This is a genomic window from Psychrobacillus mangrovi (assembly GCF_037104765.1).
In the GTDB taxonomy this organism is placed as follows: Bacteria; Bacillota; Bacilli; order Bacillales_A; family Planococcaceae; genus Psychrobacillus; species Psychrobacillus mangrovi.
In genome coordinates this window covers 22,819-37,189 of sequence record NZ_JBAWSY010000021.1, presented here as the reverse complement: position 1 = coordinate 37,189, position 14,371 = coordinate 22,819, and the positions used below count along the sequence as shown (strand labels likewise).

At 36.5% G+C, this 14,371-nt stretch carries 15 protein-coding genes; all 15 read left to right on the top strand.

Translation table 11 applies throughout. From position 1 onward, the window contains the following. The first annotated feature begins 54 nt into the window (after window positions 1-54). The 15 genes from spoVG to WAX74_RS18015 all read left to right on the top strand — a co-directional run bounded on the left by spoVG (window position 55) and on the right by WAX74_RS18015 (window position 14,349). The gene (spoVG, locus tag WAX74_RS18085) at window positions 55-342 is read left to right on the top strand and encodes a septation regulator SpoVG (protein WP_053591092.1); all 288 of its coding nucleotides are present in this window, start codon (window positions 55-57) and stop codon (window positions 340-342) included. A gap of 202 nt (window positions 343-544) precedes the next feature. After that, window positions 545-1,915: a bifunctional UDP-N-acetylglucosamine diphosphorylase/glucosamine-1-phosphate N-acetyltransferase GlmU gene (glmU, locus tag WAX74_RS18080; protein WP_336499065.1), complete on the top strand. Its 1,371-nt coding sequence runs from the start codon at window positions 545-547 to the stop codon at window positions 1,913-1,915. Window positions 1,916-1,938: 23 nt separating this feature from the next. Further along, on the top strand, window positions 1,939-2,898 hold the full coding sequence (locus WAX74_RS18075) for a ribose-phosphate diphosphokinase (RefSeq protein WP_336499064.1): 960 nt from the start codon (window positions 1,939-1,941) through the stop codon (window positions 2,896-2,898). Between the two features lie 78 nt (window positions 2,899-2,976). Next, window positions 2,977-3,591, top strand: coding sequence for a 50S ribosomal protein L25/general stress protein Ctc (locus WAX74_RS18070; RefSeq protein ID WP_336499063.1), 615 nt, complete (start codon window positions 2,977-2,979; stop codon window positions 3,589-3,591). A 134-nt stretch (window positions 3,592-3,725) separates the two neighbouring features. Beyond that, window positions 3,726-4,289 (top strand): aminoacyl-tRNA hydrolase, encoded by a 564-nt coding sequence (gene pth, locus WAX74_RS18065; RefSeq protein WP_336499062.1) that lies wholly within the window; start codon window positions 3,726-3,728, stop codon window positions 4,287-4,289. Between the two features lie 45 nt (window positions 4,290-4,334). Further along, window positions 4,335-4,565, top strand: coding sequence for an anti-sigma-F factor Fin (locus tag WAX74_RS18060; protein ID WP_336499061.1), 231 nt, complete (start codon window positions 4,335-4,337; stop codon window positions 4,563-4,565). A gap of 227 nt (window positions 4,566-4,792) precedes the next feature. Next, window positions 4,793-8,326, top strand: coding sequence for a transcription-repair coupling factor (gene mfd, locus WAX74_RS18055; RefSeq protein ID WP_336499086.1), 3,534 nt, complete (start codon window positions 4,793-4,795; stop codon window positions 8,324-8,326). An 86-nt stretch (window positions 8,327-8,412) separates the two neighbouring features. Further along, on the top strand, window positions 8,413-8,949 hold the full coding sequence (gene spoVT, locus WAX74_RS18050) for a stage V sporulation protein T (RefSeq protein WP_053592247.1): 537 nt from the start codon (window positions 8,413-8,415) through the stop codon (window positions 8,947-8,949). Between the two features lie 97 nt (window positions 8,950-9,046). Then, the gene (locus WAX74_RS18045) at window positions 9,047-10,699 is read left to right on the top strand and encodes a putative polysaccharide biosynthesis protein (protein ID WP_336499060.1); all 1,653 of its coding nucleotides are present in this window, start codon (window positions 9,047-9,049) and stop codon (window positions 10,697-10,699) included. Between the two features lie 12 nt (window positions 10,700-10,711). Beyond that, the gene (gene yabN, locus WAX74_RS18040) at window positions 10,712-12,169 is read left to right on the top strand and encodes a bifunctional methyltransferase/pyrophosphohydrolase YabN (protein WP_336499059.1); all 1,458 of its coding nucleotides are present in this window, start codon (window positions 10,712-10,714) and stop codon (window positions 12,167-12,169) included. 7 nt (window positions 12,170-12,176) lie between these two features. Further along, window positions 12,177-12,467 carry an RNA-binding S4 domain-containing protein gene (locus tag WAX74_RS18035; RefSeq protein ID WP_336499058.1) on the top strand — a complete coding sequence of 97 codons (291 nt, stop codon included), beginning with the start codon at window positions 12,177-12,179 and terminating at the stop codon, window positions 12,465-12,467. A 105-nt stretch (window positions 12,468-12,572) separates the two neighbouring features. Continuing rightward, on the top strand, window positions 12,573-12,875 hold the full coding sequence (gene yabP, locus WAX74_RS18030) for a sporulation protein YabP (protein WP_336499057.1): 303 nt from the start codon (window positions 12,573-12,575) through the stop codon (window positions 12,873-12,875). Further along, complete coding sequence (yabQ, locus tag WAX74_RS18025; RefSeq protein WP_336499056.1) at window positions 12,872-13,369, top strand: spore cortex biosynthesis protein YabQ; 498 nt, start codon at window positions 12,872-12,874, stop codon at window positions 13,367-13,369. The genes yabP and yabQ overlap by 4 nt, the downstream gene beginning before the upstream one ends. 24 nt (window positions 13,370-13,393) lie before the next feature. Continuing rightward, window positions 13,394-13,780, top strand: coding sequence for an FtsB family cell division protein (locus tag WAX74_RS18020; RefSeq protein WP_336499055.1), 387 nt, complete (start codon window positions 13,394-13,396; stop codon window positions 13,778-13,780). Between the two features lie 137 nt (window positions 13,781-13,917). Then, window positions 13,918-14,349, top strand: coding sequence for a S1 domain-containing RNA-binding protein (locus WAX74_RS18015; protein ID WP_053591080.1), 432 nt, complete (start codon window positions 13,918-13,920; stop codon window positions 14,347-14,349). The last annotated feature ends 22 nt before the right edge of the window (window positions 14,350-14,371 follow it).

Below are 14,371 nucleotides of genomic sequence, written 5' to 3'. Positions count from 1 at the left end.
TTTCGTGGAATAATAATAAAAGAGTTTTTATTATTAGAAGAGGGGTGCTGTAAGATGGAAGTAACAGACGTAAGATTACGTAAAGTACTATCTGATGGTCGTATGAGGGCTATCGCTTCCATTACACTGGACAATGAGTTCGTTGTACACGATATTAGAGTTATTGATGGAAATGGAGGACTATTTGTAGCAATGCCTAGCAAAAGAACTCCTGAGGGTGAATTTAGAGATATTGCTCATCCTATTAATTCTGGAACACGTACAAAAATTCAAGACGCAGTGTTATACGCTTATCATTTAAGCGGTGATATAGAGGAGCCGGTTGCAGAGGCTAGTTATTAATACTTTATGCAAAAAAAAGTTATTCGAAGCAAATATACGAATCAACTAAAACCATTTCTATCATGAGATGGTTTTTTTGTGCAGAAAAATTATTTATAATACTTGTTTTGTCATGTATTTGTCAAGAGATATTTCCTTGAAAAATGGTTTGATTTCCGCTATAGTCAAAAGAGGAAATTAGCCCATTGGAGGGAAACGGAAAATGACAAATACTTATGCGGTTGTATTAGCTGCCGGTAAAGGAACTCGTATGAAGTCAAGTCTATATAAAGTACTACATCCTGTTTGTGGGAAGCCAATGGTAGAACATGTTGTAGGAAACATGGAGAAACTAGGTGTAGATAAGATTGTAACAGTTGTTGGTCACGGGGCAGAAACGGTTCAAAGCGAATTAGGCAATAGAAGTGAATATGCCCTACAAGCAGAACAATTAGGAACTGCACATGCTGTACTACAAGCTGAGACGTCACTCTCAACTCTTTCAGGCACAACCATTGTTATTTGTGGAGACACTCCACTTATTACTGCAGAAACTATGAACGACTTATTAACTCATCATAAACAGTCAGGTGCCAAAGCAACCATTCTTACAGCAATTGCGAATGATCCAACTGGTTATGGAAGAATTATTCGTTCAGAGGATGGAAATGTTAAAAGTATTGTGGAACAAAAAGATGCTACAGCTGAAGAACAGCTTGTAAATGAGATTAACTCGGGAACATATTGTTTTGATAATAAAGCATTATTTAAATCGTTGAAATTAGTTAAAAATGAAAATGCTCAAGGTGAATACTATTTGCCAGATGTAATTGAGATTTTACAAAATGAGGGCGAAGTTATTTCTGCTTTTGCGGCAAAAGACTTTGATGAAATTTTGGGTATAAATGATCGAATCGCTCTTTCTCAAGCAGAACAAACTATGCAATCTCGTATTGCACATCATCATATGCGTGAAGGCGTAACAATCATAGATCCTCAAAATACATACATTAGTAGCGATGCTGTAATTGGTGCCGATTCTGTTATCCAGCCTGGAGTAATTATTGAAGGGAAAACGATTATCGGAGAAAATTGCTCTATTGGCCCAAACAGTCATATTGTTTCAAGTGTGATCGGCAACGGAACAACTATTCATTCTTCGGTTGTTCTATCAAGCGAAATAGGTGACCATACTTCAGTTGGTCCGTTTGCACATATCCGACCACAGTCAGACGTTGGCAATGATGTGAAGATTGGAAACTTTGTAGAAGTGAAAAAATCGACAGTTGGGAATGGAAGTAAAATTTCACACCTCAGCTATATGGGAGACGCTGCTATTGGTTCAAATGTGAATATTGGTTGTGGAACCATAACGGTGAATTACGATGGTAAAAACAAGTTTAAAACTATAATTGAAGATGATTCTTTTGTTGGTTGTAACTCCAATTTAATAGCGCCAGTAACGATTGGCAAGAACTCTTATGTTGCTGCTGGTTCTACCATTACAAAAGATGTGCCTGGAGAAGCGCTTGCGATAGGTCGTGCTAGACAAGAAAATAAAGAAGGCTATGTAAACAAACTAAATAAAAAATAACCCACTACTCAGGAGGATTATCAATGCCAGAACAATATAACAATTCGAAATTGAAAATATTCACTTTAAATTCTAATAAAAAGTTAGCCGAAGAAATCGCAAAAGAAGTAGGGGTTCCTCTAGGAAAAAGTACAGTTACAAGATTTAGTGATGGAGAAGTTCAAATTAATATTGATGAAAGCATTCGTGGTTGTGACGTATTTATCGTTCAATCCACTTCAGGTCCTGTAAACGAGCACATTATGGAGTTATTAATAATGCTAGATGCTGTGAAACGTGCTTCTGCTCGTACAGTTAGTGTGGTTTTACCTTATTATGGATATGCTCGACAAGATAGAAAAGCACGTGCTCGTGAACCAATTACAGCGAAGTTAGTTGCAAACCTATTAACTACTGCTGGTGCTACACGCGCAATCGTGCTAGATTTACATGCTCCACAAATACAAGGTTTCTTTGATATTCCAATTGATCACTTAGTAGCTTCACCAATCTTATCTGACTATTTCTTAGGGAAAAACTTAGATCTTTCTGAGATTGTAATTGTATCACCAGACCACGGTGGAGTTACGCGTGCGCGTAAAATGGCAGACCGTTTGAAAGCACCAATCGCTATTATCGATAAACGACGTCCTCGTCCGAACGTTGCAGAAGTAATGAACATTGTCGGAAATGTAGAAGGAAAAACATGTATTTTAATTGATGATATTATCGATACTGCTGGAACAATTTCAATTGCCGCAAAAGCATTGATGGAAAGTGGTGCAAAAGAAGTTTATGCTTGCTGTACACACCCAGTTTTATCAGGACCAGCTATTGAGCGTATAGATAACTCTGTTATTAAAGAGTTAGTAATTACTAATTCTATTCAACTTGCAGAAGATAAAACTTCTCCTAAAATTAAAGAATTATCTGTTGCAAAATTATTAGGCGATGCAATTGTTCGAGTTTTCGAGGAAAAATCAGTAAGTACTTTATTTGATTAATCTTTCCAACGTTTGAAACATCCTCTTAAAGGGTATATATCTAATAAAGGTAACGAACTTTTAGGAGGATGGATATAGATGAGTACATTGGTGAAAACAAAAAAACGTGAGCATAAAGAAAATGCACAACTGAGGAAAAATGGTTTCATCCCTGCTGTAGTATATGGTTTTCAAATGGAATCACAATCTATAGCTGTAGATGAAAAGGATTTGTCTAAAACTATTCGTGAAGTTGGTCGCAATGGTGTCATGAAACTAGAAGTAGAAGGAAAACAAGTTAACGTTGTTTTGAATGACTACCAAATGAATATCCTAAAAGGTCAAATGATTCATGCAGACTTTTTAGCGATTAACATGAAGGAAGAGCTAGAAGTAAGCGTCTTGGTTAATGTCATCGGAGATTCAGTAGGAGTTTCTGAAGGCGGGGTTCTTCAACAGCCTAACAGAGAAGTAACTATAACTGTAAAACCTTCTGACATTCCAGATAGTATTGACGTGGATGTGTCGAATATGGCTATTGGTGACACCATAACTGTTGCAGATATTCGATATAAAACTAACTATACTATCTTAAACGAAGATGATTATACGTTAGTAACTGTGTCAGCGCCTCGTGTAGAATCCGAAGAAACGGATGCAGATGCTGATGCTGAAGAAAACAATGACACTGAAGAAGCAAAAACAGAAGAATAATTATAAAAGAAAAGAGATTGTCTCAAAAAGGCAATCTCTTTTTCTCTGTAGTTGTTAAAGCATAAGAATCTGCGTTTTTCTCTATTGTATATGTTAAAATAAATGAAATACGTATTAAAAGGAATGGAATATGAATGAAAATCATCGTTGGATTAGGGAATCCAGGTAAACAATACGAGGCAACCAGACACAATATAGGATTTCATGTTATAGATGAATTAGCTAATCGATTAAACATACCACTTTCACAATCTAAATTTAATGGTATGTATGGTATTACACATATTGGAGCAGAGAAAGTAATGCTATTAAAACCATTAACGTATATGAATTTATCTGGTGAGTGTATTGTACCTATGATGGATTATTATGACGTTGAGAATGATGAGATTGTTGTTATTTATGATGATCTAGATTTACAGGTAGGAAAACTCCGTCTACGTCAAAAGGGAAGCGCAGGCGGTCACAATGGAATAAAATCAATTATTCAGCATCTAGGAACACAGGAGTTTAATCGAATTCGGATTGGTATTGATCGTCCTAAAAACGGTATGAAGGTACCAGACTATGTTTTATCACGATTTACAGAAGATGAAAAAGCAGATATGGTGAATGCGGTGAAAAAGAGTGCAGATGCATGTGATGCATGGCTAACAAAAAGCTTTTTAGAAGTGATGAATATATATAATGGTGCATAAATTTTAACGTATAGACCTATACTTCCTAAAAAGGAGGTTTTGGGCATGACCATTCGTTATAAGTGTCGCCATTGTGAAACAGAAATAGGCCAATTGCCTTTGGACTCTATAGATGAGCACTTTTTGAAAAAAAATGACATAACACATGAAGAAAAAGATTTATATATTGAACTTGGAAATGAAGGGGAGTACACAGTACAGTGTATTTGTGAAGAGTGCCAAAGTTCTCTCCAAAAATTTCCTAATTACTATGCATTAAAAAAGTGGATACAGTAGAGTTGCTTTGGCACGTTTTAGTGTGCAAAGCCTTTTTCTGTTTTGAAGTTGCCTTTCATGGTAGAGAAGAGGCACCTACAGTTTTCTACTTTTTGATTGTCTAGTCTACAGTTGCCAGCCACTAAGCTATGTGTTTTCATAGGTGTGAAGAGATGCCTGGAGAATTAATAATAGTATTTGTGGCTATACAGGCATCTTATGCTTTTCTTAAAAAACGGGGGATTGAAATGGAGCTTTTAAGTAATATACTACGGGAAGATTCACATATACAAAAACTACTAAAAGAATTAGAGAGCGGTCAAGATCAGCAGCTATTAACGGGACTATCGGGCAGTGCAAGAGCTGTTTTTAGTAAAATGCTCTATAGTACACGTAAAAAAGCTATTCTTATTGTTACACCGAATTTACTTCATGCGCAAAAGCTAACGGAAGATTTAGTAAAGTTGGTTGGAGACGATTTAGTACGCTTATTTCCTGCAGATGAGCTAATTGCAGCGGATATTTCCATAGCTAGTCCAGAGTTACGAGCACAGCGTATTGAAACGTTAGATCACATGCTATCGAAAAAAAATGGTGTGTATATTGTACCAATCGCAGGACTTAAAAAGCATATGCCATCTGTGAAGGATTGGCGGGAAAGCACGGTCTCCATATCAGAAGGCGAGGAAATAGTGTTAGAAACACTATTGCAAAGTCTTATAAATATGGGCTATATTCGTCAACCGATGGTTACTGCACCAGGTGAATTTGCTTTAAGGGGTGGAATTGTTGATATATACCCACTCTATTTAGAGCATCCAATTCGTATAGAGTTGTTTGATACAGAAGTAGACTCTATTCGAACATTTTCTGCAGAGGATCAGCGTTCATTAGAAAAACTAAAGGACATTCGAATACTACCTGCAACTGAGTATGTATTAACAGAAGATAAAAAGAAATTACTTGCGCATAAATTGGAAGATTCGTTGGCTGAAAGTCTAAAAAAAGTAAAAATACCTGAAATGAAAGAGCAATTTTATCAAAATATTCAACATGATATTGAACTTTTAAAACAAGGTGAGCAGCCAAAGGAATTTATGAAATACGTTTCGTTGCTTGACGAACATAATAGCTTTTTAGGTAATTATTTCGATTCTAATGGAATGGTTTTATTTGATGAGCTTGGAAGAATCCAAGAAGTTACTGAAACACTGGAGAGAGAAGAAAATGATTGGTTTTTAGCACTGTTAGAGGAAGGTAAAACGGTTCATGACGTAAAACCTTCTTATAATTTAAAAGAGATTATTCAGATGCTCCCGAATGAAAAATTATATTTTTCTTTATTCTCTCGTACGTTTTCGGGTATAACAATTAAAAAAAATATCGGCTTTTCCTGTAAGCCAATGCAGAACTTTCATGGACAAATGCATTTATTGAAAAATGAAATTGATCGATTTACACAAGGAAAGTTTCGAGTAGTAATTCTAGCTGACGGAAAAGAACGTGTCCAAAAAGTTCATACTGTTTTAGAAGATTATGAAATAGTTTCAAAGATTGGAGCTTCTGGGGAAGATTTGAAAAACTCCGGAATCTTTATTGTGGACGGAGATTTAGAAGCGGGTTTTGAATTACCGCTCCAACGCATTGCTGTCATTACCGAGTCTGAGTTATTTAAACAAAAACATAAGCGAAAAGCAAGAGCACAAAAAGTAACGAATGCAGAGCGCATTAAAAGCTATTCGGAAATAAAGCCTGGCGATAATGTTGTACATATTCATCATGGTATAGGGAAATATATCGGAATAGAAACGCTTTTAGTTAATGGCATTCACAAAGATTATTTACACATACGCTACCGTGGAGAGGATAAACTATTTGTTCCTGTGGATCAAATAGATCTTATTCAAAAGTATGTTGCTTCTGGGGAAAAGGATCCGAAGCTACATAAACTAGGCGGAGCGGATTGGAAAAAAACGAAATCTAAAGTTTCTGCAGCAGTTCAAGATATTGCGGATGAGTTAATAAAGCTTTATGCAAAGCGCGAATCTGAGGTTGGATATGCATTTGAGCCAGACAGTGAAATGCAACAATCATTCGAAGCAGCTTTCCCATATGAAGAAACGGACGATCAACTTCGGTCTATACAAGAAGTAAAAATTGATATGGAGAAGCCACGTCCGATGGATCGACTTATTTGTGGAGACGTTGGTTATGGAAAAACAGAAGTGGCTATTCGTGCAGCATTTAAAGCGGTAATGGAAGGGAAACAGGTTGCCTTTTTATGTCCAACCACCATTCTTGCTCAACAGCATTACGAGACCATGTTAGACCGTTTTCAAGACTTCCCTATAGAAGTTGGTTTACTAAGCCGTTTCCGAACTAAAAAACAGCAAACAGAAACGATTAATGGTTTGAACAAGGGCATGGTAGATGTAATAGTTGGTACACATCGTATTTTGTCTAAGGACGTTGTATATCGCGATTTAGGACTTTTAGTTGTCGATGAAGAGCAGCGATTCGGAGTGAAGCATAAAGAGAAGATTAAACAATTAAAAACTAATGTGGATGTACTTACGCTGACTGCAACACCAATTCCTCGTACATTACATATGTCAATGATTGGAGTGCGTGATTTATCTGTCATCGAAACACCGCCTAAAAATCGTTTCCCGGTTCAAACGTACGTCATGGAATATAACGGAGCACTTGTACGTGAAGCAATTGAAAGAGAGCTTGCAAGGGGAGGACAAGCGTTTTATCTATACAATCGGGTGGAAGACATAACTCGAAAAGTAGATGAAATTCAAATGTTAGTCCCAACTGCTAGAGTCGGTTTTGCACATGGACAAATGCCCGAAACGGAACTAGAGTCTGTGATTATTAGCTTTTTAGAAGGAGAATATGATGTACTCGTAACAACAACGATCATTGAAACAGGTATTGATATACCAAATGTTAATACACTTATCATACATGATGCAGATAAGATGGGGTTATCACAGCTTTATCAACTACGTGGTCGAGTAGGGCGTTCAAACCGCGTTGCTTATGCTTATTTGATGCATCAACGGGATAAGGTATTAACAGATGTCGCAGAAAAAAGATTGCAAGCAATTAAAGAATTTACGGAACTTGGATCAGGATTTAAAATTGCAATGCGTGATTTGTCTATTCGAGGAGCAGGGAATCTATTAGGCTCTCAGCAACATGGGTTTATTGATTCTGTTGGTTTCGACTTATATACACAAATGCTTGAAGATGCAATTGAAGAAAAACGAACTGGTACTAAGAAAGAAGAAATACAAGACTTGGAGATTGTTTTATCAACTGATGCTTATATTTCGGACGAATATATTCCAGATGGATATCAAAAAATTCAAATGTATAAACGCGTAAAAGCAATGGACAAGGAAGAAGAATATATGGACCTTGTTGATGAGCTGCAAGATCGTTTTGGAGATATTCCTCTTGAAGCGGAAAAATTGCTACGCATTGCTCGTATGAAAGTTTGGGGTAAAGATGTAGGAGTCGAATCTATCAAAGAAGTAAACAAGATTGTGTCGATTCGATTCAGTACAGAAGGTACTCAAAACATAGATGGTGCCATGCTTGTTGAGAAGTCAATGCAATATGGTCGTGCAGTTGGATTTAACATGGATAATCGTAATTTAGTCATTACAATTGATGAACGAAAAACAGGGAAGTTTAATCCGTTTGATGTGTTAGAAGAGATGATGAGGTTGTTGCCAGAGGCAAAAAAAGAAAAATCTGAAGTGAAATAGCACTTTGCATATTTTTTGGTAATGTGATGCATACTATGGCAGAAATGAAAATTAATACCCAATCAGTCGAAAGTGAGGCACATTACATGAAAGCAACAGGCATCGTACGACGCATTGATGATTTAGGTAGAGTAGTAATTCCGAAAGAAATTCGCAGAACGCTTCGCATCCGTGAAGGAGATCCACTGGAAATTTTTACGGATAGAGAAGGAGAAGTAATATTAAAAAAGTATTCACCAATTAATGAACTTGGGGATTTTGCAAAAGAGTATGCTGAGACTTTATACGAAACGCTAGGTACTCCGGTATTAATAAGTGATCGTGACGAAATGATTGCAGTTGCAGGTTTATCAAAAAAAGACTATCTAAATAGAAGACTAAGCCCCGATGTTGAAGAAATCGTTAGTAAACGATCTATCGTTACAGAAAAACATGAAAACTCAGTAGAGTGGGTTCCAGGTGTTTTTGAATCAGTCAAATCATACTGTATTGCTCCAATTATTTCATCTGGAGATCCAATTGGCGCTGTCTTTTTAATTTCTAAAGTCCATTTTGTTGGGGAAGCAGAGTTAAAAGCAGTTGAAACAGCAGCAAATTTCTTAGCAAAACAGATGGAAACTTAATTTATGAAAGGTCTTTTTCTATATTAGAGAAAGGCCTTTTTCCATGTCTAATTTGTGTTGCTTCTTCCCTTGGAAATATGCTGTTTATTATATATTCATGTATAATAGTTGCATTGATGAATGGAAGAAGGATGAAGGAATGAGTAACGAATGGAACATGAAAACGTATATGAAGGGCGCAGCCATGTTGACGATTGCAGCGATAATTGTAAAGCTATTAAGCGCTGTTTATCGTGTTCCATTTCAAAACTTGGTTGGAGATGAAGGATTTTATATTTATCAACAGGTTTATCCGTTCATTGGTATCATCACAACTTGGACTTCTTTTGGATTTGCCGTTGCATTATCGAAAATACTATCAGAATATAAAGCTACTAAAAATGATGAAGCTATTCCAAGAATTATGCAAATTGCTTTTGTTTTTATTGGAATCGTTTCAATTCTATTCTTTCTTTTATTATTTGCTGGAGCTGAATTTCTTGCACGTACAATGGGGGACGTACAGTTAGCTCCGTTACTAAAGGCGGGCTCCTATGTCATTTTGTTAATGCCGATGCTCGCCGTGTTAAAAGGGAAGTTTCAAGCCGATGGCAAAATGCAGCCTGTTGCCTATGCACAAGTGATTGAGCAAGCGGTACGAGTGACTGCTATTTTATTGGGTACATGGATTGTAGTATCTACTAGTTTTGATTTATACAAGGCTGGTAGTATGGCAATGTATGGGGCAGTAGCAGGAGAGTTTGCAGGTGTTGTTTTTCTTTTTTTCATATATTGGAGAGGATTTGGAATTCATCACGCAAATAAACCTAAACAAGTAGTTCCAATTTGGCCAATTGTGAAGGATTTGATGATTGTCAGTGTTAGTGCAAGTATAAGTGCGCTTTTGTTTTTACTTTTTCAGTTGGTGGATTCCTTCACTGTATTTCAATTGCTATTAGAAAGCGGCTTTGGAAAACATCAAGCTATGGAGATGAAAGGAATTTATGATCGAGGGCAACCTCTTGTACAATTGGGGATTGTCATTGCGTCTACTTTATCTTTAGCAATTGTGCCGTTAGTTGCACATCGGATCAATAAAGAAAAAGGAAGAACAGCTATTCCTTTCATGCAGCTTACATATCGTGTCGCCTTCACTTTCGGAATAGCCGCAGCTTTAGGATTGATTGTAGTTTTACCTTATGTAAATGAAATGTTATTTCAAACGAGAGCTGAATCGCTCACGTTAATGATATTTGCATGTCAAATAATATGGATGTCTTTAATTTTAACATTGATGGCAATGCTTCAAGGAAGTGGGAAAGTAAAAATCCCTACTTTATTTTTACTTCTTGGTGTATTTTGTAAATGGATATTAAATGGTATGCTTGTCTCATCGTATGGAATTGTTGGCGCAGCAATAGCTGGAAATATAAGTTTAGCGATTGTATTTTTTATGATGTTTTTTTATTTTAAAAAGCATTGGAATATTTCTTTTGCATCTTTTTCCTTTTATAAAGGCATTGGAATTGCTTCGATTATGATGGTGCTCGGTGTGACGGCGTATGTGTGGCTGGCAGATGCTTTCCTCTTCGATAGCTTACCAAGTCGACTACAGTCTGTCGTTATATCTCTTAGTGCAGTAACACTTGGAGCGACAATTTTCTTACTAATTATTGCAAAAAGACGTGTAATCGGAGAAAAAGAGTGGTTTTTACTGCCATTCGGAAGAAGAATGGCTACGTTTCAACTATGGTTGAATAAAGAAAAGTAAGGTTGTGAAAAGATGAATGAAATTACAATTATCGGCCTCGGAGCAAGCGATTTAGATCAATTGCCTCTAGGTATATATAAAAAACTAAAAGCGTCAGAGCATCTATATGTTCGAACAGAGCAGCACCCTGTTTTGCAAGAATTAAAAACAGAAGGGCTCACATGGACAAGCTTTGATGGAATTTATATGAAGAATGATCAATTTGAAGGAGTTTATGAGGAAATTGTTGAAAATCTCCTTCAGTTAGCGATTGCTAACCCTGTTACGTATGCAGTTCCTGGCCACCCATTAGTAGCAGAACAAACTGTACAATTACTCATTGAAGCGGAGCAACAAGGGAAAGCAAAAATTAAGATCGAGGGTGGGCAAAGCTTTTTAGATCCAATCTTTGGAGCACTAAGAATTGATCCTATCGAAGGTTTTCAGCTTCTAGATGGTACAAGTTTAAAACGCGATGACATTCAAATGAATTCGCACGTGCTAATCGGACAGGTATACGATGCATTTAGCGCATCTGAGGTAAAACTTACGCTAATGGAGAAATATCCGGATGAATATGAAGTTACTATCGTCACTTCAGCTGGTTCCAATCAGGAAAAATTAACGAAAGTTCCTTTATACGAGCTGGACAGAGTAATGGTACTGGATAATTTAACAACATTATACGTACCCCCTATACCCCATCAAGAAAATAGATTAAAGGAATGGCAAACACTACGTAAAATTGTGGCTGATTTACGGGGACCTAATGGTTGTCCGTGGGATAAAGAACAAACACATACGACTCTAAAGAAATATGCCGTCGAAGAAGTTTATGAGTTATTACAGGCAATAGATGAAGAAGACGACGATCATATTGTGGAGGAACTTGGTGATGTCCTATTACAAGTATTTTTGCATGCCCAAATTGGAGAAGATAATGGATATTTTAGCTTAGAGGACGTACTTGAGTCGGTGTCGGATAAAATGATTCGCAGACATCCCCATGTTTTTGGAGATGTTATTGCTAACAATTCAGAAGATGTGCTTCGTAATTGGCAGCAAATTAAAGCGGAAGAGAAAAAAGAACATGTCGAGTCATTGCTAGATGGAGAATTACGCACAGATTCATCTTTGCTTACTTCTTATAATTATCAAAAGAGAGTAGCAAAAGTTGGCTTTGACTGGCCAGATGTATCTGGTGCATGGGATAAATTCGAAGAAGAGCTAATTGAATGGAAGAAAGAGTTAAAAGACGGAAATACAGATACACAGACGGATGAGTTGGGGGATGTATTGTTTACGATCGTAAATTTAGCTCGTTTTTACGGTTTATCTCCCGAGCAAGCGATGATGCAGGCCAATGAAAAGTTTAAAAGAAGATTCCAATATATCGAGTCGAGTGTAAAGAAGGGAAAAGGAGACTTTGCTCAATATAATCTGGAAGAGCTAGATGCTTTTTGGAAAGATGCAAAGAAACTAGAGAGGTAGTGTTGTTATGAGATTAGATAAATTCTTAAAAGTGTCGCGATTAATTAAACGTAGAACGCTTGCAAAAGAGGTTGCAGATCAAGGAAGAATAACGATAAACGGAAAAGTGGCAAAGGCAAGCTCCGACGTGAAGGCTGGAGATGAACTATCTATTCGATTTGGACAAAAGGTAGTAACCGCTACGGTTGATGCAATAAGAGATTCTGCTAAAAAAGAAGAAGCTGCAACTATGTTCACTATAACGAAAGAAGAGAGATTAGAAAAAGTAGACCCTGCGTTTATCGATGATGAAGATTAAAAATATAAACATATAAATTTTATGAAATAAAAAGCGTGGCATTTGTCATGCTTTTTTTTTTTGTGCATACAATACAAATAGAGGACAAGGAGAGGAGAGAGTATAATGCAATTTCAAGCAGAAAATCAAACAATTACTATTCCATCGGGGGATCACGTTATTTCTTTAAGAAATCGTAAAAGAATGGACATAACATCGGTTAAATCTATCGAACGATTTGATCAACAAGAATTTTACGTAAGGACCTCACAAGGGATCCTCCATATTAAAGGAGAAGATTTAAAAATTGTACACCTGGACGTAGATAAAGGCCTCCTAACATTAGATGGAATTGTACGAGTTATGCAGTACGATGAAGAGCAGCAGTTAGACGGAGCAAGAGGATTACTTCATAAACTATTCGGATGACACTCTCTCTACAGTTTATTAGTTTATTATTGATGATAGCGAGTGGAATTCTAGTTGGTGCAATTATCGAAGGAACGCGCTTTGTAACAGAAAGTTTCTCAAAGCGTTCCTTCGTTTATAAATATCGAGTTGGCTTAGAGATAATTATATGGATATTCCTCGGTTTAGGAACTTTTTACTTACTTTATGAAGTTCGAGATGGCATATGGAGAATATATGATCCCCTTGCACAAATCGTAGGAATCCTTTTATACGAACAAATCTTTCAGCCAGTATTTCGTTTGGCTGGAAGGATTTTTTTAAGTTTAATTGTTAAGCCTATTTGGTTTATCATTCGTTTGTTTATATCTATCATTCGTAAAATAATACAATTGCTTGTTATTATAGTCATATTTTTAACTAAACCTTTTCATTATGTATATAAAAAAACAATTCATTTGGCCCTTCAGAAAATACCAAACTTCCGTTATAATAAAAAGTACACGAAAAATTGAAACAGTTTGACGGGAGTGGGCGAAATGGGAGAGAAGCAATCTACTGAGAAACGACTTGCATCAATTAATACCGATTACGTTCGTTCCATCGAACGTCAAGAAAATCGTAAGCATGCAAAAAAAGTTCGTTTATACAGACGTTTAGCTACATTTGCAGTGATGTCTGTTCTTATTGTCGGATTTCTGATTACATCATTGATAAATAGTAATAAAACGTTAGAAGAAAAAAAACTGCAAAAAGAACAAGTTTCAGAAGAACTAGCTAAAGTACAGGAAGAGCAAGAAATATTGAAACTTCAAATTTCCAAACTAAATGATGATGAGTACATTGGAAAATTATTAAGAAAAGATTATTTTCTTTCAGAAGAAGGAGAAATCATTTTTACTTTGCCTGAAAACGAGGAAAAATAATATAAAAATAACGCTTCAAAAGAGTAGTCTTATTGACACTCTTTTTTTGTTAGCTATAATAAGGGTAAGGGATTGTATGAAAAAATCATATAATCACGTAAAGAGTCGTTTAAATTTTAAGGAGGAGCATTTTTTTTATGTCAATTGAAGTAGGCAGCAAGGTACAGGGTAAAGTAACAGGAATCACTAACTTCGGAGCGTTCGTAGAGCTGCCAGGAGGCTCAACAGGTCTAGTTCACATTAGTGAAGTTGCGGATAATTATGTGAAAGATATTAATGAGCACTTGAAGGTTGGAGATGTTGTAGAAGTTAAGGTGATGAATGTTGAAGCGGATGGCAAAATCGGATTATCTATTCGTAAAGCGAAGCCTCAAGCGGAAAGACCAGAGAGACCAGAACGTCCTCAGCGTCCACGTAACAACAATCGCCCAAATGATCGCGATCGTCCAAACAAAGAAAATTTTGAACAAAAAATGGCTAGATTCTTAAAGGACAGTGAAGATCGTTTGTCTACGTTAAAGCGCGCAACTGAATCTAAGCGTGGTGGTAGAGGCGCTAAAAGAGGATAATTAGCTGTCTGTTTTATCGGTA